The organism is Methylobacterium sp. 37f (genome assembly GCF_023093475.1).
Classification (GTDB): Bacteria; Pseudomonadota; Alphaproteobacteria; order Rhizobiales; family Beijerinckiaceae; genus Methylobacterium.
On sequence record NZ_JAGHKN010000057.1, the window covers coordinates 1 to 18,785 of the forward strand.

Consider the following 18,785-nt stretch of genomic DNA (forward strand, 5'->3'; position numbering starts at 1 on the left):
TAGTCGTCCAGCGAACTGGGCAGCAACCAGGATTGCCGACGGTCCTGCCCTTCGACGAACCGACCCATGCCGACCTCCGCAGATGAGGCCGCAAGTCTACTTCAGATCGGGCTTTTGACACAGCCTCCACCCAACTCGGTCGTAGAGCGGACCGGCAGATCCCGACCCAACCCAGCCTCTCAGACCGCCGCCGGCACTTTTCCAAAGCTGCCATTCGTCAGGCGTGAGGCAACTACCGCTCGGAGTGGAGAGCAGCCACTCCCGGCTTGCTGTAAGGTTGCCTACCCTTTTCCCGCGGACAGCACGTGGGCAACGATGGCGTTGGCGTGGCCATGTCCCATCCCGTGCTCGCCCTTCAACATTGACACGAGGTCCATGTGCTTTGCGGGAAGCCGATCGCGGACAAGCTGCTGCCATTCGTTGATGGGGCGGCCGTACTTTTTCTCGATGGACGGGAAGTACGAAGCTGGCCCTTTGACGGGTTCGGTGGACACAGGTGGCCGTCCTTCTAGCTCATTGGTAGGCGCCAGCTTCGAGGCAAATCGTACGGGCTGCAACTCACCGGACAGCACCATGAGTGGACCCGCATCCGCAATGGTGGAAAGCCGACGTAGCTGTTCGATTGCTCGGTGGCAGCGCATCTGGGACGCCTCGGTGCCCGTACGGTGCATGGGTGGCTCAGGTCAGGCTCGTCCGCAGAGGACGTGGCCCCTGCCTTACTGAAGACGTCGGAGGCTTGATGGTCACTTAGGTCGGCATGACTGCCGATGCGTTCCCAGGATCCGCCAGTTCGACGACCATCGCATCGATGAACACCCTCGCTCTGGTCGACAGCGAATGGCCGGACGCGAACAGGGCGTAGACCGGCGATGGCGCGCTCGCATAGTCCGGGAGCACCCGCTCCAACCGGTTCGCGGCGAGGTCAGAGGCGAGGTCCAGAGCGGACTTCAGCATGATGCCTGCCCCTGCAAGAGCCCAATCGTGCACCGCGTCGCCGCTGTCCGAGCGAAGGCGCATCCTAAGACGGAACTCCGTCTCGACGCCTCCCGGACCAAGCAAGCGCCACGGCGTCGTCGCATCGCCGTAGCTCAAGCCTTCCAGGCCGATGAGGTCTTCAGGCTTCGACGGGCGTCCATGCCGGTCGAGGTAGGCGGGCGCCGCGACCAGGATGCGCCGATTGTCGGCTAGCCGACGCATGATCATCGTGCTGTCGCGCGGGGGCCCGATGCGGATTGCCACCTCGATGCGCTCGCCGATGAGGTCGGTAACGCGGTCGTCGAGCCTCAGGTCGACGTCAAGCCGGGGATGCCGTGCCGCGAGGCGGCCCAGGACCGGTGCGACGTGCCGCCGCCCGAACGAGACCGGCGCGCCGACCCGCAGCAATCCCATCGGCTCGTCACGCCCGGTCGCGAGGCGCTCCTCGGCGGATTCGATGGCGTCCAGCGCCCGTTCCACCTGAACGAGTAGGGTCTGGCCCTCGTCCGTTATCGACAGGCTCCGCGTGGAGCGTTGGATCAATCTCACACCGGCCCTGCGTTCGAGCGTCGTCAAGCGCTTGCTCACGACAGCCAGCCCGACCCCGAGATCGCGCGCCGCCGCCGTTAGGCTGCCGAGCGCCGCGATGCGACGGAAGGTGCGTAGCTCGTTCAGATCGTCAAGCATCGACACTCAACCCTCGTGCAAGAATGACTCAACTGTAATCCGGCTTATCAGTCGAAAAGCAAGAGTTAGGTTGTGTTGACGAACGGGGTCGCTTCCCCGGCACAACTGAGAGGAGACTGATGCCATGCCTCTGGACCTGAACGGACGGAAGGTCCTCGTCGTCGGCGCCGCCGGCGGGATCGGCTTGGCCACTGCGCAGCTCTTCACGCGGAACGGTGCGCGCGTCGTCGCAGCGGGCCGTCCAGGCACGAAGCTCAACGAGGCCGCTCGGACTGCAGAGGTGGAGGCGGCCGCGCTCGATTTCACTGACGAGGCTGCGATTGAAGCCTTTTTCGGCGGTCGGGAGCCTTTCGATCATGTGGTGGTCGCCGCGGCCACCACGAGGACCGGATCGGTCGCCGAGCTCCCGCTGGCGGACGCCAGGTCGGCGATGGATTCAAAGTTCTGGGGCGCCTACCGCATCGCCCGGTCCGCAAAGATCGTCGAGGGCGGCTCGCTGACCTTCGTGTCCGGCTACCTCAGCCAACGTCCCGGTCCCGCCGCCGTGCTGCAGGGGGCGATCAACGCCGCGCTTGATGCCCTCGCCCGCGGCCTGGCCTTGGAGCGGGCGCCGGTCCGGTTCAACACGGTGTCGCCGGGGCTCGTGGATACGCCGCTCTATGCGCGGATGGATAAGGCCGACCGGCAGGCGATGTTCGAGCGCCGCGCTGCGCAGCTGCCTGCACGCCGGATCGGGCATCCCGACGACATCGCCCAGGCCATCCTGTTCGTGGCCACGAACCCCTATGCCACCGGCTCGACCGTCACCGTCGACGGCGGCGGCACCATCGCGTGAAGGGCCGCCGATGCGCCTCGACCACGCCACGCTCCGCACCCGCGACCTGGATGGCCACCGTCGCTTCTTCACGGATGTCTTCGACCTGAGCGAGGGCTTCCGCCCGGCCTTCGGCTTTCCCGGGCACTGGCTCTACGCGGACGGGGAACCAATCGTGCACCTCATTCCAGCGCGAGCCGGCGTGCCAGTTCCGGACGGGTCGGCCGAGTGCATCGACCACGTCGCCTTCCTCCGCGACGACCATGACGCCTTCCGCCGGCGCCTCGACGACCGTGGCATCCCCTACAGCCGGATGGAGCTCCCCGAGATCGGCGAACGCCGCATCTTCCTGCACGCCCCGGGCGGCACGCTGATCGAGGTCGCCTTCCGCGACAGTGAACCGACAGAAATGAGCCAGGAGCTCAACCGATGATCCCGTCGCTTCGTTTCGCCACCATGGCCGTCGTGCTGGCGACCACCCCCGCCGCCGCAGAGACGCTCGTCTCGCCAGGCGTGCTTGTCGTCGATCCCGGCCAAGCGTCGCAACAGCGCGAGGCCGTGGTGCTGGCAGCCCGGCGATACGCCACTTTCTGGAACACCGGCGACCCGGCCTACGCCCGGGCGGCGCTGTCCGAGGACTTTGTGGACGAGACGCCGCCGCCCGGGCGGGTGCAAGGTCCGACCGGACCGCTCCTGGCCTCGGAAGGTTTTCGAAAGGCTGTTCCGGACCTCACCTGCGAGGTCGAACAGATGATCGTGGCGGGCGACCGGGCCGTGCTGCACCTGCGTTTGCGCGGTCATTTCACCGGCACATTCGAGGGTCGCCAGGGCCGGGGCGAGCCGGTGGCGTTCATCGCCACCGATATCTACCGCGTCGTTGACGGTCGCATCGCAGCCAACTGGCACATCGAGGACAACCTTACCCTGCTTCGGCAGCTTGGCACCGTTCCATCTCCATAAGCCTAAGCGCCACCTCGCCAGGACTGCAGACCATCGGGAAACGCATCATGACCGTCCCTCGTCGTAACATCGTCGCGAGCCTTACCCTGTGTTTCCTGGCGGGAGCATTCTCACTGCCCGGCTCCACTCGTTCGTTTGCGGAAGAGGATCCCCGCCTCGTCACGGCGATGACCCTCGACACACCATCGACCGGGGTTAGCATCGCCCCCGATGGGCGCCGTTTCCTCGTGCTCGCGCGGCTCGACGGCTCGGCTGGTCCGCAGATCGTGGAGTGGAAGGACGGCATCCTCGTCCCATATCCGGACGTGACGTGGAACGGCTGGGCGAAGGGCCAGGACCCGTCCAAGGCCTTCGTGCGCGTCAACGCCCAGCGTATCGGGCCCGACGGGGCCCTGTGGCTGGTCGATACCGGCGCCCCCGGCATCGGAAACCCCGTCCTACCCGGCGGCCCGAAGCTCATCCGCATCGACCTCGCGACGAACCAAACCACACGCGTCTATCTGCTGGGCCCGGTGACGAAGGCGGACAGCTTCGTCGACGATGTCCGCTTCAACGGCGGCCATGCCTATCTCACCGATGCCGGCGCGCCCGGTCTGATCGTACTGGACCTTGCATTGGGCCAGGCACGACGCGTCCTAGACGGCGATCCATCGACCGTGAGCGACCGAGCGGTCTCGGCCGAAGGGCGTCCGATGCACGGCCCGGATGGTAAGCCGCTCCACATTCACGCCGACCAGATCGAGGTCTCCCCCGACGGGCGATGGGTCTACTACCAGCCGAGCTCGGGCCGGATGTCGCGCATCGATACCCGCTATCTCGATGATACGGACTTGGATGCGGCGAGCCTCGCCACCCATGTCGAGCGCTTCGCCGATACGCCTTCGACCGGCGGGACCGCCATCGATGCCGAGGGCAACATCTACGTCAGCGACACCGACCAACTCTCCGTGCTGAGGCTCACGCCCAACGGAACCCGCACAACAGTGGTGCGGGACCCTCGCCTCGTCTGGGTCGATGCGATGTGGATCGACGCTGACGGGCGTTTGTGGATGCCGGCGGCGCAACTGAATCGAATGGCCCCTTTCAACGGCGGCGCTGACCGGGTGGCGAAGCCATTGAGGGTATTCACCCTCGACATCGGTGCAAAGCCTGCCCCCAACGACCATCGCTGATCCGAGGCAGCGACCGGGGTTGGCCAGCGCTGTTATGAGGTGGGTGCCGAACCGCGCCCCAACGATCATCGCTCAGGAGCGAACATGTCGGACTCGACAAAGACCGGACGTTTCGACCTCGCGGCTATCGCGGCCGCGCTCCCCGAGACGGCGCAGACGCTTCTCGTCGACACTTATCTGACCGACCGCGAGGCGGCGAGCGCTCGGGTTTTCCGCGTCTATCGCCCCACGCCGCCGCATTACCACGCTACCTGCGACGAGTACCTCTACGTGCTGTCGGGGCGCGGCACATTCTGGATGGGTGATGCCGGAAAGGAGGCAGAGTTCGGGCCGGGAGAACTCCTGTTCTTCGAACGTGGTACCGTTCACGCCCTGCCGACACTTTTGGAGGAACCTGTGGTTTTCCTCTCGGTCGATACGCCGCGTCGCCCACCTTCCGATATCGTCTTCGTCGATCCCGCCGACGGGTCGCCCGAGACCTTCATGGCCCGCAATGCTCCAACGCGATGAGCGTCATCTCTTACCCGCCGAGCGGCTTCAGGCGCGCAATCTGATAAACACTATGTAGTCTTAATCGAAAGCTCGTTGAAATCTGTGGTCATATGTTAAGTGGATTTTGAGCGGTCTTCGAGGTTATGTCCGCTTGATACATCCACCGTCTGGAAGCGGACTGATGGAAATCCACCCAATCATATCGTAAGAGAATTTGTGCATCCTCGGAAGCAGCCGTAGAAAATGTGTCTTATAAGACGGGAGGCTGGCCGACGAAATATATTGATCTTATACATAAAGTGATTTTGTAATAGTTTCACTAATGTCGATTTTAGGGGGCCGCCAATCCTGTCGGCGGCCCACCTGCGATCAGTCCTTCGCGCGATATGCATCCGGTATGACGAACACTTCATCAGCTCGGGCGTAGCCGCCATCCTTGACCTCTTCGATCAAGACCATGGTATGTGTTCGAACCGCTTCGCTGAAGTAATCGACGAACAAGTTGGTCACCTTATGGACGATCTCTTCCTTCTGTGTGCGGCTGAGCGCCGCCTCCGGGACCTTGATGTTAGCAAACGGCATCAGCCTTCTCCACGGTGGGTGAGTTGAACGGCGGCGTAGCAGGCGTGCTGGCCCAACAGCCTCAGCGCTGATTCTCGCGTGCCTTGCGGGCGGCATCGTTCAAGGTCGTCACAGCCTCGTCGAAGCGGTGCTCGGCTTCGGCGTTGCGCTGGAAGGCGACGCGCTGCACGAGGATCTCACGCGGGGTCCGCTGCTGCTGGAACAGAGCCATTACCTCATCGATGAAGTCGGCCAGCGGCAGGTAGCCTTCGCGGGTGGCCTGGCCGGGTGTTAGATCGGTCTGAACCGCCGGGGGTACCAGTTCGATCACTTCGATCCTGTCCTTCAGGACCTCTCTTAGCGATACAGTGTAGCTATGAATGGCTGCCTTCGTCGCCGAGTAGGTCGGTGTCGCCGTCAGGGGAACGAAGGCCAGTCCGGAGGACACGTTGATCAGTGCCGCACCGGGGCGGCCGAGCAGATGCTCGATCAGGGCGTCCGTCAGCCGGATAGGGCCGAGCAGGTTGGCGGTGATCGTCGCTTCTGCGTCTGAGAGGTCGCGCGCCTGATCCAGCGCCTCGAAGCGCATGATCCCGGCGTTGTTGATCACCACGTTCAGGGCCGGGTGCTCGGCCACGACCCGCTGCGCGAACCCGGCGATGTCTCCGGCATCCGCGATGTCGAGCGGCATCGCGTGCATGCCCGGGCGGCCGCTGGTGACCCGTTCCAGTGCCTCCACGCGGCGACCGACGACGATGACGGTGTTGCCTAGATCGTGAAAGCGATGTGCAAGAGCCTCCCCGATCCCGGAGCCGCCTCCGGTGATGAGGATGGTGTTGCCTGAGAAGTTCATGACGGCGACCTTCGTTGTTGTCGCCGAAGAAATTATCGATCACGCTCTCCAGACTGAAGTAGGCACCGAAAAGATTGGTACTTACCGAAAGGAGAGCGTCGGATGCGTAGGGCTACCCCAGACCCCATGATCGAGGCACGACGGAGGGGGCCGATCCCGAAGGACGTCGATCCGACGATCGAGGTGCTGGTGAACGACATCATCGCCAAGGTGGCCGACAAGTGGACTATGCTGATCCTTGAGGCTCTAGACGAGCATGGCACCCTACGGTTCACGCAACTCGGCAAGGCGGTGGGTCGAATCAGCCAAAAGATGCTGACGCAGACGGTTCGGCAGATGGAGCGGGATGGTCTTGTGCGACGTACCGTGCATCCGGTGATCCCGCCGCACGTGGATTACACGCTGACGCCACTCGGCGAGAGCTTGGGGGCAGCGTTCTGTGGTGTGTGGATCTGGGCTGAGACCCACCACGCAGAGATCGAGCGCGCCCGTCGGGCGTTTGCAGCGGCGGGTGAAGCGTCCGATGTGTCCGCTTGCATCGAAATACGGTGATGGCCGAGAGCTGTTATAAGCTTTTGCAGACCCTGACCCTTCTCTGGAGGCGGACCTGCCGCATCCGACCCAATGCGGATGCCTATCAGCCCTCAAAGGGATCTCGGAACTCGGAAGCGGACATGGATTTGGCTCAGGACCGACCATGCGGTGCCTTAACGAAGACCAAAACGGCTCGACCTATATCCTAAGTCAAAGTCGCGTGGCGCCCCGCGGGCGGCGGCTGCATGAATTCGATGGTGGAACCGTCCGGACCGACGGCATAGACCACCCGCGTTCCGGCCCGTTCGCCTGTGGGGATCGGCTGCGGTATGCCCTGGGCCTTCCAGCCATGGCCCACAATGCGGGACAAGACCGCGTCGAGATCGTCGACGATCAGGGCAAGATGTGCAGAGCCCGGATCGAACGGCGCGGGCGCCGCCGCAGGTGGGCTCGTTCCCCGATACTCAAGCAGTTCGACAGCTTGCCCCCCGAGCGACACCACTGCCATGCGCACCCGCGCGCCGTGGGCACCCGTGACCTGCCCCAGGAACTCGCCGCCCATGTCGCCGGTCCGCAACAGACGTGCGCCCAACCCCTCCACCCAGAAGCGGAGCGCCTCGTCGAGGGAGGCGACGGCGAACCCCACGTGGTCGGCGCGGCGGACGTTGAGGCTTGAGGTATCGATCATTCCTATCATCCTATCGAGGGCACCGACTTGATCAGCCCGGGATCCTGTCCGGATGCGGACGAATGGCCGGAAGGCGAACCTCGTAGTCGCGCATCCCTGGCCCGGCGCCCCTGACGTCGAGGGCACCCTCGGCGCCGAGTGCCAGCACGCGGCCGAACAGGACAACGTCGCCGACGCCCTGGCCCGGTGGGTCGACCTCGAAGGACAGGTGATGCAACGCCCGCCCGATTAACCCGGCGACGATCTCCCATTCCGGCCTGCCCTGCGCGACGAGGGCGGCATCGAAGTGCGTCAACGGCGCCGACACCAGGCATCCGTCCCGCACGATGCGGAGCGGCGCATTCTCGGCCCGCAACCGTGCCCATGTCGCTGACGCCGCGTGGGCCTCGGCTTCTGAGTAGGGGCGTCGTCTCTCCCTCAGGCCGGAGGTGACGATGTCCTCGGGCCGCATCAGGCCGAGAGACCACGGCGATCGCACGCCGTCCCGGGTGACGAAGTCCAGACCGGTCGCATCGACGATGTCGAACGGACGCACGGCCATGCGGAAGGCGAACTCCAGGAAGCAGGCGTGCTCCCCGGCGTCGGTCAGACAGACCCAATAAACCGGATACACGTCGGCCGTGGTCGCTTCGGCCCAAGGCTCCTCGGGCTCGCGCCAGTCATCGTCGGGAGCGCACCGCAGGACGGTTCTGACCCACGCCTGGCGCGTGTCCGGGTCCGGCGGATCGATGGGGCCATGGCTCAGGGTAGCGGGAAGCGCGACCACGCGTTCCGTACACCCTTCCATACGAAGGGCGTCGCGGATCGCATCCGCCCTGGAGATGCCGTAAGCCACGTGAACGGTCTCGATCGCGCAGGTCATCCCAGGTCCTCCGTCATCATCGACCGGCATGCTCAAGGCTTCAGTTCGGGACAGAGGCGGTAGCCTTCGGCTGCACTGTTCGTCAGGTCGGTGAAGGCCGTTGGACCGTCGACGCGAACGGTCGAACGCTCGGTCGCCCGGGGGAGATCCGGTCCGCCGTATTGCCGGCAGGACTGCTCGATCTCGAACACGTTTCCTTGCCGGGACACGACGCGGGGCCGGCAGTCGTTCGACTTGGAACTGCCGATGCCTGCGCCGTCGTAAGTCCGCAGGGCGACGTTCGGGGGATCCTTGCAGTCCGTGCCGACCGTCACGTAGGCCCCGTGGCGGAGCGGCAAGGTGTCGGCCATCGCCGGCCCGGCGAGCAGGGCCAGGACGCATGCGGATACGGGTCGCGATCGCGTCGGGTTCACGGTCTTTCCCATGATCGGTGGTCGTCGGATGTCAGGCCGGAGCGCCGACAGTTCGCAGCCAGGCCTCGTACCTGCCCGGCCATTGCGCGCTCGGCGTGCCTGGCCGGCCCATCCCGAAGCCGTGGCCGCCGCTGACGAGCGTATGCGCCTCCACGCGGACACCGGCGCGTTCGCACGCCTGCACCATGATCCGGCTGTTCGCGATGTCGGAGATCGGATCGTCCGCCGCCTGAGTCAGGAAGACCGGCGGACAACGGGACCGGACATGGGTCTCGACCGACCATTCCGCGCTCTCGCTCGGCGTCGGGTGGCGACCGACCAGTTGGACGCGCGTCGAGGTGTGGTCGTAGGGCGGTTCCAAAGTGATGATCGGGTAGATCAGGGCCGCGGCGGACGGGCGTGCGGGCAGGTAAACGCTCGCGGTCATCGCGAAGAACTCGCCCGGGTTCTTCAGGACATAGGCGCCCGCCGAGTAGAACCCGCCCTCCCTGGCCCGCCCGTAATAGGTCAGGATGTCCGCGTTCCGATTCCCGCCTGGCAGCATCCGGAAGTGGTAGATGTGCATGTACTCGTGTAGCAGGATCGGTCGGTCGTCGTTCGGGTCTGCAACTGCGATGGTGACGCGGTCGCCGCCGCTGTAGTGGCCGCCAACGTTGGCGCCGGTCTGCACCACCACCGGGAAGCGCCGAAGAAAGGCCTTGGTGCGCGCATCGAGCCCGGTGGCCTCGACGAGGTCGACCTGGTGTTCGGCCGCTCGACGCAACTGGTCGAGCTCCGCGTTCGGGACATCCGGACCGATCTCGATCAGATAGCCACGATAGGTCTCGCTCCCATCACCGGATCGGGACGTCGCGGCCGCGACCTGTCGCGGTGCGGCGTCGACCGTGCCGCCGTGGACGGCCATCGTCCCCGCCAGGGCGAGCGCGGTCACGACATGCCAGAGCGGGGATGCCAGTTGGGCTGGAGCCATGCGTCCGTCGCCTCGTTTCGTCGGGGCCCATCCGAGGGCCTCCGTTGCGATGCCGGTGACCATCGCGGCCGGACCGATCCAGGATGTGACGAGATGCGCGTGCCGTGTAACGTTTTGTGACAGCGACCGGTTTCGCGTTGCGGCCCGGTCGGGGCGGCCTATCCTCGTGACATGCCCGACAGCATCACCATCGCCATCGTCGAGGACGACGACGACATCCGCATCCAACTCACGGGCTATCTGGAGGGCGAGGGGTTCCGCGTCGTCGGCGTCGACGGAGGCGCAGGTCTCGACCGACTTCTCGCGGCCGGACCCGCCCCGGACCTGATCGTCCTCGATTGGATGCTGCCCGGCGAGGACGGCCTCTCGATCTGCCGGCGCCTGCGTGCTGCGAGCGGGCCGCCCATCGTGATGCTGACCGCCAAGGACGAGGACATCGACCGGGTGCTCGGCCTGGAGATGGGAGCCGACGACTACGTCTCGAAGCCGTTCAACCCGCGTGTCCTGCTGGCCCGCATCCGCGCGGTCCTGCGACGGTCACAGGGGACTGGCGCCCCGGCGTCCGAGGACGCCGCCGAGATGCTCGGCGTCGTCGATCTCGTCATCGACCTCGCGGCACGCCGGGTGACGGTCGGCGAGGCACGGACCGAGATCCCCCTCACCAGCGCCGAGTACGACCTGCTGCACTGCTTCGTCACCCGGCCGCAGCGGGTGCTCTCGCGCGACCAACTCCTGGACTGGACGCGCGGCCGGACGGCTGACGCCTTCGACCGCACCATCGATGTGCAGGTGAGCCGCCTGCGGCACAAGCTCGATGCCTCGGGCAGCGCCGCGGCGGCGCTGCTCAAGACGGTGCGCAACGCCGGCTACATCCTGGCGGCGCCGGTGGGACGGGCATCGTGATGGCGCAGATCAGCCTGCTTGGCCGGATCATGCTGATCCTGCTCGGCGCGCTCTCGCTGCTCGTCCTCGCCACCTTCGCGGTGGACAAATGGCAGCGGCACGAGGAGGCCTCGCCCTACGCCACGCGCTTCCCCCGCCTCGATCAGGCCGCCGGCATCATGACCCTGCTGCGGGACGCGGACCCCGCGCAACGCCCGGCGATCCTAAATGCAGTGAACGGGGAAGCCCTGAGGGCCGAGATCACGGACGCACCTCCGTCCGAGACCGGACTAATCCGCGAGCCGCGCCTCGAAGCGCGCCTGCGGCGGTTGACAGGGGACGCGAATGGCCAGGTTCGGGCCTTCACCGATGTCGACATGCTGCGCAGGGGCGTCGATCCGGCGGAAGTCGCCAACGCCGACAATCGGAAAGTGATGGGCCGTCTGGCGACCGCCACTTACGCCCTGCCCGACGGCCGGACGGTCGTCGTCTCCGCCATCGAGCGTCACCACTCGCTGATGCCGTGGCTGCTCGGCCAGCCCCTGAGCCTGTGGGTCGCGGTGCTCGGGCTCGTCGTGGCCGGCCTCGTCCTCGTCGGCGCACGTCACGAACTCGCGCCGTTGCGGCGGCTGACAGAGGCGGTCTCCCGCTTCGACGGTCGTGCCCCCGAGCCGGCCCTCGTTCCGCAAGGCGCCCCCGAGATCCGCTGTCTGTCCCAGGCCGTCCAGGCCATGCAGGAGCGCATCGTCGGCCTCATGGGCGAGCGCTCATTGCTGATCGGCGCGATCTCGCACGACCTGAAAACGTACCTGACCCGCCTGCGGCTACGCGCCGAGGGCGTGGCCGAACCGGAGCGCCGGGAGCGACTGGTCGAGGACCTCGACGCGATGACCGCCCTGCTCGACACCTCGCTCGGCTTCGCCCGCGGCACCGCCGTCGAGGTCGGCCGCGCACCCGTCGATCTCGGCGACCTCGTGGCCATCGAGGTCGCCGAGCACGCCGCGCAGGGCGTGAACATCGGCTTGACCGGCGAGGACATACCGGACGCCGTCGTCGCCGGCGACGTGGTTGCCCTGCGCAGGGTGCTCGCCAATCTCATCGGCAACGCCGTCAAATTCGGGCGCTCCTCGGTGGCGGTCGCGGTACGGCGCACGGGTCCGGATTGCGAGGTGGCGGTCGAGGACGACGGCCCCGGCATTCCCGAATCGGAGCGTTCCGCGGTGTTCAGCCCGTACTACCGGATCGAGCGCTCCCGGAACCGCGGGACCGGCGGGACGGGGCTGGGGCTGGCCATCGCCCGGCAGATCGCCGAGGCGCATGGCGGTACCGTCGTGGCCGAGGCGACCGCGCTCGGCGGCGCCCGGCTCGTTCTGACGCTGCCCGCCATCGCCTGACCACCCAGGCCGTCGTTACAAATCGTTACGCCGACGCATCCGCCCGTCACATCCGGGAAGAAGCCCGGGACGATCCTGCCCTCATCGGTCGCGGCGCCGAGCCCCGACGAGAGCAGAGGATGCAACGATGCTGAAGTATCTCGCCCCGGTCGCCTTACTGGCCGCCATCACGGTCCCGGTCACCGCCGCGCCCCTGATCCAGGATGCCGTCTCCAACGGGTCGGATGGTGCCGAGATCATCCAAGTCTACGGCGGCTGCGGACCCTACGCCCATCGCGGCCCCTACGGCGGCTGCCGAACCGGTGGTCAGGCCGGTGGCTACGTTCGTGGCGCCTCCTGCCCGGCTGGCTTCCACATCGGGCCCTACGGGCGCCGCTGCTGGCCGAACTGAGCCGTCCAAACCCTTTCCCTTTCCCCACATCCGGTCGCGTGCCGAATACTTCAGGAGCGAGACATGTTCCGCAGGATCGTCGTACCCCTTGCCCTCGCCGCGGGGCTTGTCACGGCCGGCTCGGCGGCCGAGGCCCGTGACGGCTGCGGTCCCGGCTTCCACCGTGGCTTCTACGGCTGGTGCCGTCCGAACCTCGGCTTCCGTCCGCTCGCCTACGGCCCCGTGTACCGTCGCTTCGGCCATCACGGGTGGGGCGGCCGCCGATGGCACTACAGCTACCACTACAGCTGGCATCGTCGCTTCGGTTGGCACGGCGGCGGCCATCGCTGGGGCGGGTTCCGTCATGCGGGTTCGCACCATCGCTGGTGATGCGTCTGCATAGGTCGGTCAGTGAGATATCTCTGCCGACCTGGCCGTCTCGCCGATGAAGGCCAGGAACGCCTGGACCTTGGCGGAGGTGTGCCGCCGGGTCGGGACGTAGGCGTGGAGCGGGAAGCGTTCCCCCGTCCACGCCTCCAGGAGCGGCACCAGGCGACCGTCTTCGATGTAGTCCTTGGCGTACAGCTCCAACGGCTGCGCGATGCCGAGGCCGGACAAGCAGGCCCTGAGCAGCGTCCCGGTATCGTTCACCGTCAACCGACCGCTGCCCCGGACTGCCACGCGCTCCGTGCCGCGGTGGAATTCCCAATCGAAGGGATGTCCGGTGGCGGGGTTCCTGAACTGGATGACGGTATGATCCCCGCCGTCCAGGTCCGAGGGGTGATCGGGTCGGCCATGACGGGCGATATAGTCGGGCGTCGCGCAAGTAAGCACCCGCGTCCGCAAAAGCAGCCGAGCGATCAGCGCAGACGGCTCGGGCTCGCCGAACCGGACGGCGACATCGAAGCCTTCCGCGACGAGGTCGCCCATGCGGTCCCGGACCACCACCTCGACGGAGAGGTCCGGAAATCGCTGCAGGAAATCGCCGAGCCTTCGGGCCAGCACGAAGTGCCCAAAGGCGGCATCGGTGTTGATCCGCAGTTGCCCGCGCACGGCTCGCGCCGATCCCGCGGCCCGGGTGGCGGCATCCTCCAGGCCGTCGAGCAGTGGGCGGACCTCCTCGTAGAAACGGCGGCCCTCGTCGGTCAGGGTCACGGCCCTGGCGGTGCGGTGGAACAGGCGGATGCCGAGACGCCCCTCCAGTCGGGATACCGCCCGGCTAACGCCCGATTGCGACAGGCCGAGCGCCTCGCCGGCCCGGGAAAAGGCCCCGGCCTCGACGATGGCGGCGAGGACGCCGATCCCGCTGAGCACCCGTGCATCGTAGGCCATGATGACGTTTTAGCATCCTCAAGCTGAGGAGAATGCGTTCGCCTCAACACAGCTCGGATGTCAATCCTTTGGCATCGGCGAAGTGTGGAGTGACAGTCATGTACGCGATCACGGGTATCACGGGTCAGGTTGGCGGGGCGGCTGCGAGCAGGCTTCTCGAAGTCGGTGCGCGGGTCCGCGCAATCGTCCGTGATGTTGCGAAGGGTGACCCGTGGGCGGAGCGCGGCTGCGAGGTCGCATTGGCCGAGATGACCGATGCGGACGCCCTGGCGAGCGCGTTCGCTGACGTCGATGCAGTGTTCGTCGTGATCCCGCCGATATTCGACCCGGAGCCGGGTTTTCCCGAGGTTCGAGGTGTCATCGCTGCCCTGAGCCAAGCCCTAACGCAGGCGCGGCCTCGCCGGGTGGTGTGCCTGTCCACCATCGGCGCCCAGGCTGCAGAGCCGAACCTCCTCAGCCAGCTCGGGCTGGTGGAGCGGTCGCTCGCCATGCTCCCGCTGCCGGTCGCGTTTCTCCGCGCGGCCTGGTTCATGGAGAACGCCGCGGGCGACGTCGCTTCCGCGCGCACGGGTCTGATCCCGAGCTACCTACAGCCGCTCGACAAGCCCTTGCCGATGGTCGCGGTGGCCGACATCGGTCGCGTCGCCGCCGAGATGCTTCGAGAGCGGTGGGTCGGTCGCCGCGTGGTCGAACTGGAAGGTCCGGTTCGCGTCCGTCCAAACGAGGTCGCGGCAGCCTTCGCCGCAGCGCTTGGGCATCCCGTGCGCATGGAGGCGGTCCCGCGCGCAGCATGGGAGGCCACGTTCCGGTCGGCGGGTGCCCGCAATCCCGGGCCCAGGGCGCGCATGATCGACGGCTTCAACGCCGGCTGGATCGAGTTCGAGGCCGGCCAAGCCGGTTCGACGAAGGGAGCCACCGGCATCGACGCCGTCGTCCGCCAACTCGTGGCCCGAGCCTGAACGCCAACGTCGGAAACACCCGCAAGTCGGAGGCACCATGGCACGCATCTTCATAACCGGGTCGTCGACCGGGCTGGGCCTCATGGCCGGCCAGCTGATGATCGAGCAGGGGCACGAGGTCGTGCTGCATGGGCGAGACGCGCGCCGGTCGGACACCGCCTTGAGGGAGGCATCGGGCGCCGTCGGAGTAGTGACGGGTGACCTGTCCTTGATGCGCGGGATCAGGGAGGTGGCCGAGCAGGTCAATCGCCTGGGCCGCTTCGATGCCGTGATCCACAATGCCGGTGTCGGCTACCGCGAACCCCGACGGATAGACACCGAGGACGGGCTGCCACACGTGTTCGCGGTCAATACGATGGCGCCCTACCTCCTGACCGTTCTGATTGAGCGTCCCGAGCGACTGGTCTACCTGAGTTCCGGCCTTCATCACGGCGCCGGGGCCGACCTCGACGACCTGCTCTGGAGGAGGCGTCGCTGGCAGGGGTTGGCGGCCTATGCCGAGAGCAAGCTCCACGACGTGTTGTTGGCCTTCGCAGTTGCCCGCCTATGGCCGGACGTGCTGTCGAACGCGCTGGAGCCAGGTTGGGTGGCGACACGAATGGGCGGCGCAGGCGCTTCCGACGACCTTGCCCAAGGACACCTCACGCAGGCGTGGCTCGCCACGGGCGACGACGCTCTCGCGCGCTCGACAGGCCGGTACTTTTATCATCGAGCTACACGAGAGCCCGATCCGGTGACCGCGATCGAAGCGACCCAGGACGCTCTCCTGATCGCGTGCGAGCGCGTTTCCGGCGCCACCTTCCCGCGTTGAGCACTGCGCCGAGCCAACCGGCTCGGCTCATAGAGGGATGCTCAGTGGCGGAACCTTGCTCGGTTCTTTGGCGCAGAGGCGCCTCACAGCGTAGCCGCGATGTTTGCGCCCCGGCTATCGCGTGCGTTCCGGATCGCGGGCGAACGCGGATACGGCGTCCGCTTCCGGTATTTCTCGCCCCGAAGCAGACTTGCGGAAATCCACCCTTCGCGGACGATCAACGATTAGTACCGACCGTCAAGTTCAACTGCCAGCAGCGGCATGCGATCAATGAGGCGCCTGGGGTCGCTCTGTCCTTAGCACGAGTACGCGCCTGATGCGGCCGCCCGCATCGAACTCGATCTCGTCTTCCTCCGAAACCCCAAGCAGCTTCGACCCCAACGGGGAGTTCACCGGAAGGCGGCCATTCGCTTCGTCGTGGTGCCCATGAGCCAGCGTGAAGGTCACGGTCTTGTTGTCGTCGAGATAGCGTAACACGATGCGATCTCCCGCCTTGACCCCTCCGGCCGAATGATCGCCCTTCAGCTTTCCAGACCCCACCTGCAGATCATGATCCGCGGAGGGTTCGATGGCGCTGTCGTTAGGCGAGGCGTCATGCAGTCTGCCTACGGTATCCCCTGACCGGGCTGCCGTTAGGTGCAAGGTGTAGCCGGACTGGAGTTCGGCGGCGCCGCCGGGTTCGATACCGGCTCGTTCGAGCGTCTCGAACAGATCAAGCATGCAGCCGTCCGGATCGAGGATGAAGCTCGACGACCAGCATCTCCAGAACCGCCATCCGACACGTTCCAGGATGCGCTGACGACGCATGTCGTCCGCCCAACGCTCCGGCCCGTGGTACCTGTCACCGTCGCATTCGACAGCGAGGCGGCGTCCGTTCGCGCCCTCTACGACGAGATCTATCCGGTAGCCCAGCGCGCCGACCTGCGGGAGAACCCGGTAGCCGCGCCCGACGAGACGTCGGAGGACATCCCGCTCAAAATCGGAATCGCAGAGTGCCTCCAAATCGCCGGTACGGGCCTCGACACCTGCCATCGGGTCGCGAAAGTGCCGTATTACCCGTGCCTTGAGGTCGTCCGGCTTGAGCTCGTCCTCCTGTACGGATCGCACGAGCACCAACCGATCCCGGGCCCGGGACATCGCCACGTTGAAGCGCTGCTCGAACTGGGTGGCGGTCTGGGCTTGCTTACTGTCAGGATCGGCGATCATCGACAGGAAGACCACGTCGCGCTCGTTTCCCTGGAAGGTGGCGCTGTCGCCGCAGGCGATGCGATGGCGTCTCACGAGATCCTCGCCGAGTTCTTCCAGCAGCATCTTGTTTACGAGGGCGGCCTGCTTCGATCCGATGAGGGATACGACGCCGATCGTTCGCCAACGGTCCTGCGCCTCGATGCGAGCAAGGCTCGGGTCGTCGACGAGCTTGCGGATCTCCGCGACGATCACCTCGGCCTCGCGGGGGTTCTGCTTGTCGCCCTTACGGCGACCGTCCGGGACGTAGATGTCGATGAGCGGAGGATCGAGCCGCTCGTGCGCGGTCGGCACGCGTAGGGGCACCAGGGGTTCAGGATAGAACTCCATGGAGAACCGGATGATCGGCTCGACGCAGCGGAAATGCTCCCTCAGCATGACGAGCTTGTCCGGGAACATCACCTTCGCCAGGTCGTAGAGCGATGCCCCCGGCAGAAGCAGGGTCCTGAAGGGCTGGCCCTTGAGGAACCCGTGTTCCAGCCGGTCTATCTTGGCGTTCTCGATGAAGGCGGCGGACGGGCTCACCTGCTTGTCGTCGCCGACCACGAGGATCTTCCTGCCACGTAGCAGCGCGGGGAGTTCGCGTATGTCCGACTGTGAGGCCTCGTCCATGATCACCAGGTCGAACGAGCCGACCTCGCCGGGCAACTGCTCGGCGACACGCCACGCCGGCATGATCCAGCACGGTATCGCGGCGTAGCACTGCGCCATGGCCAGGCGAGCGTCGCGTCGATGGCGGCCGGCACCCTTGCCGGTGCCCTTGCCGGTCTTGCGCAGGGCGGTGGCGAACATCATCAGGGCCGCGCGCACCGTACCGGTCATCGAGCGACCAAGCTCGTAGAAGGTCCGCTCGCGGACGAGCCGTTCGAAGGTTTTTCGCACCTCGGCATCGAGCCGGACGCGCTCGTCGGCGAGCGTCCTCAGCCTGTCCCGGTCATCGATCCGTCTCAGGTAGGCGGCCGTCACCGCCCATTCCCAGGCCTCGCGCCAATCCCCCGGCAGCAGCGGGTCTGTCGTGTCCTGGGCCGGTTCCCTGCGAAGGCGTGAGGCCCAGACCGGCGCACCGCCTAGGCGGATGACCTCGGTGATCGATCGGACCACCTCGAAGTAGCCCCGGCCCTGACCCAGGTCGTCGATCTGGCGACGCAGGGCAGACCAGAGGGACGAGATCTGCTCTGCCCCCACCCCTTGGCGTCCGACGGCCTCAGATAGGACGTCGCGGGCGAGCTGGCCGATCTTCCCGGCTGTCTCGGGGAAAAGGTTCTGAAGCCGATCGATCTCGTTCCGCGATGCGGAGAGTTGCGCCGCAGCCGCGGCATTCCGGAAAGCCTTTTCGACGAGGTCGAGCCGTCGGCGATCCAGCCAGAGGTCGCGAACGGACCCGCCGCCCGGGACGAGATCCGCGAACGCCTCGCCGAGGACGCGCGTCGCGCGTTCGGCCCCTACGAGGATGGCATCGAGCGTTCCGACAAGCTGGCCGAGTTCGCGGGCCGTGGCGAACGGGGAAGCGCCGATCTCGTCCGCCAGCGCCCGCCAGCGGATCGCGAGGGATGCGACGGCATCCCGCCATGCCAGATGGTCTCGGACGTGCGCCCAATCCCCGGGCCCGACTGGAGGGCGCCCCTGAACCCGGATGGCGTCGACGATCGGACGCAGCGACTTTTCGCGGAATGCGAAGAACCCGAACACCGGTTCTTCCGCGGCCAGCCGGCGAACGATGCCGGCGATTTCCTGCGAAGCGGGCTCGAAGGCCTCGGGGAGCTCGACGGGAAGGCCGAGGTACCGCTCCCGTTCCAGGGCGATGGGCCGGG

Annotated in this window: 22 protein-coding genes; 12 read left to right on the top strand and 10 right to left on the bottom strand. The window is 66.5% G+C overall.

From position 1 onward, the window contains the following. Positions 1-281: 281 nt before the first annotated feature. The gene (locus J7U37_RS23350; protein WP_147752585.1) at positions 282-494 is read right to left on the bottom strand and encodes a DUF4287 domain-containing protein; all 213 of its coding nucleotides are present in this window, start codon (positions 492-494) and stop codon (positions 282-284) included. Between the two features lie 253 nt (positions 495-747). Continuing rightward, positions 748-1,662 (bottom strand): LysR family transcriptional regulator, encoded by a 915-nt coding sequence (locus J7U37_RS23355; protein WP_147752586.1) that lies wholly within the window; start codon positions 1,660-1,662, stop codon positions 748-750. 124 nt (positions 1,663-1,786) lie between these two features. On the opposite strand from J7U37_RS23355, the gene J7U37_RS23360 reads away from it, so the two are divergent. The 5 genes from J7U37_RS23360 (at position 1,787) to J7U37_RS23380 (ending at position 5,118) form a co-directional block, all read left to right on the top strand. Beyond that, positions 1,787-2,497, top strand: a complete 711-nt coding sequence (locus J7U37_RS23360) for an SDR family oxidoreductase (RefSeq protein ID WP_147752587.1) — start codon at positions 1,787-1,789, stop codon at positions 2,495-2,497. A gap of 10 nt (positions 2,498-2,507) precedes the next feature. Next, on the top strand, positions 2,508-2,909 hold the full coding sequence (locus J7U37_RS23365) for a VOC family protein (RefSeq protein ID WP_147752588.1): 402 nt from the start codon (positions 2,508-2,510) through the stop codon (positions 2,907-2,909). Between the two features lie 23 nt (positions 2,910-2,932). Further along, positions 2,933-3,436, top strand: coding sequence for an ester cyclase (locus J7U37_RS23370; protein ID WP_247637285.1), 504 nt, complete (start codon positions 2,933-2,935; stop codon positions 3,434-3,436). A 47-nt stretch (positions 3,437-3,483) separates the two neighbouring features. Further along, positions 3,484-4,608: a major royal jelly family protein gene (locus tag J7U37_RS23375; protein ID WP_246688193.1), complete on the top strand. Its 1,125-nt coding sequence runs from the start codon at positions 3,484-3,486 to the stop codon at positions 4,606-4,608. A gap of 84 nt (positions 4,609-4,692) precedes the next feature. Further along, a complete protein-coding gene (locus J7U37_RS23380) occupies positions 4,693-5,118 on the top strand; it encodes a cupin domain-containing protein (protein ID WP_247637286.1) in 426 nt (141 codons plus the stop codon). A gap of 351 nt (positions 5,119-5,469) precedes the next feature. On the opposite strand, the gene J7U37_RS23385 is transcribed toward J7U37_RS23380, so the two are convergent. Beyond that, on the bottom strand, positions 5,470-5,682 hold the full coding sequence (locus J7U37_RS23385; protein ID WP_147752590.1) for a 4-oxalocrotonate tautomerase family protein: 213 nt from the start codon (positions 5,680-5,682) through the stop codon (positions 5,470-5,472). 61 nt (positions 5,683-5,743) lie between these two features. Continuing rightward, on the bottom strand, positions 5,744-6,514 hold the full coding sequence (locus J7U37_RS23390; protein WP_147752591.1) for an SDR family oxidoreductase: 771 nt from the start codon (positions 6,512-6,514) through the stop codon (positions 5,744-5,746). A 102-nt stretch (positions 6,515-6,616) separates the two neighbouring features. Between J7U37_RS23390 and J7U37_RS23395 the strand changes: the two genes are divergently transcribed. Next, on the top strand, positions 6,617-7,066 hold the full coding sequence (locus tag J7U37_RS23395) for a helix-turn-helix domain-containing protein (protein WP_147752592.1): 450 nt from the start codon (positions 6,617-6,619) through the stop codon (positions 7,064-7,066). Between the two features lie 187 nt (positions 7,067-7,253). On the opposite strand, the gene J7U37_RS23400 is transcribed toward J7U37_RS23395, so the two are convergent. From J7U37_RS23400 to J7U37_RS23415, 4 genes are read right to left on the bottom strand one after another with little or no spacing between them, the layout of a single operon-like run. After that, a complete protein-coding gene (locus tag J7U37_RS23400; RefSeq protein WP_147752593.1) occupies positions 7,254-7,736 on the bottom strand; it encodes a VOC family protein in 483 nt (160 codons plus the stop codon). Between the two features lie 31 nt (positions 7,737-7,767). After that, on the bottom strand, positions 7,768-8,598 hold the full coding sequence (locus J7U37_RS23405; protein WP_147752594.1) for a DUF3658 domain-containing protein: 831 nt from the start codon (positions 8,596-8,598) through the stop codon (positions 7,768-7,770). Between the two features lie 32 nt (positions 8,599-8,630). Further along, on the bottom strand, positions 8,631-9,023 hold the full coding sequence (locus tag J7U37_RS23410; protein ID WP_247637287.1) for a hypothetical protein: 393 nt from the start codon (positions 9,021-9,023) through the stop codon (positions 8,631-8,633). A gap of 19 nt (positions 9,024-9,042) precedes the next feature. Further along, the gene (locus tag J7U37_RS23415) at positions 9,043-9,981 is read right to left on the bottom strand and encodes a hypothetical protein (RefSeq protein ID WP_247637288.1); all 939 of its coding nucleotides are present in this window, start codon (positions 9,979-9,981) and stop codon (positions 9,043-9,045) included. 171 nt (positions 9,982-10,152) lie between these two features. Between J7U37_RS23415 and J7U37_RS23420 the strand changes: the two genes are divergently transcribed. The 4 genes from J7U37_RS23420 (at position 10,153) to J7U37_RS23435 (ending at position 13,017) form a co-directional block, all read left to right on the top strand. After that, complete coding sequence (locus J7U37_RS23420) at positions 10,153-10,884, top strand: response regulator (RefSeq protein ID WP_147812606.1); 732 nt, start codon at positions 10,153-10,155, stop codon at positions 10,882-10,884. Beyond that, positions 10,884-12,257 carry an ATP-binding protein gene (locus J7U37_RS23425; RefSeq protein WP_147763751.1) on the top strand — a complete coding sequence of 458 codons (1,374 nt, stop codon included), beginning with the start codon at positions 10,884-10,886 and terminating at the stop codon, positions 12,255-12,257. The genes J7U37_RS23420 and J7U37_RS23425 overlap by 1 nt, the downstream gene beginning before the upstream one ends. A gap of 127 nt (positions 12,258-12,384) precedes the next feature. After that, positions 12,385-12,648 (top strand): hypothetical protein, encoded by a 264-nt coding sequence (locus J7U37_RS23430; protein ID WP_147753415.1) that lies wholly within the window; start codon positions 12,385-12,387, stop codon positions 12,646-12,648. A 63-nt stretch (positions 12,649-12,711) separates the two neighbouring features. After that, positions 12,712-13,017 carry a hypothetical protein gene (locus J7U37_RS23435; protein ID WP_147753416.1) on the top strand — a complete coding sequence of 102 codons (306 nt, stop codon included), beginning with the start codon at positions 12,712-12,714 and terminating at the stop codon, positions 13,015-13,017. Positions 13,018-13,035: 18 nt separating this feature from the next. Here J7U37_RS23435 and J7U37_RS23440 read toward each other — a convergent pair whose 3' ends face one another. After that, positions 13,036-13,959: a LysR family transcriptional regulator gene (locus J7U37_RS23440; protein WP_247637289.1), complete on the bottom strand. Its 924-nt coding sequence runs from the start codon at positions 13,957-13,959 to the stop codon at positions 13,036-13,038. A 98-nt stretch (positions 13,960-14,057) separates the two neighbouring features. Between J7U37_RS23440 and J7U37_RS23445 the strand changes: the two genes are divergently transcribed. Both J7U37_RS23445 and J7U37_RS23450 read left to right on the top strand, forming a co-directional pair. Beyond that, positions 14,058-14,918 (top strand): NAD(P)H-binding protein, encoded by an 861-nt coding sequence (locus J7U37_RS23445; RefSeq protein WP_147753418.1) that lies wholly within the window; start codon positions 14,058-14,060, stop codon positions 14,916-14,918. 37 nt (positions 14,919-14,955) lie between these two features. Beyond that, positions 14,956-15,729: an SDR family NAD(P)-dependent oxidoreductase gene (locus tag J7U37_RS23450; protein WP_247637290.1), complete on the top strand. Its 774-nt coding sequence runs from the start codon at positions 14,956-14,958 to the stop codon at positions 15,727-15,729. A 267-nt stretch (positions 15,730-15,996) separates the two neighbouring features. Here the strand turns inward: J7U37_RS23450 and J7U37_RS23455 are convergent. Then, a partial coding sequence (locus J7U37_RS23455; RefSeq protein ID WP_247637291.1) for an AAA domain-containing protein occupies positions 15,997-18,785 on the bottom strand: 2,789 nt, incomplete at its 5' end.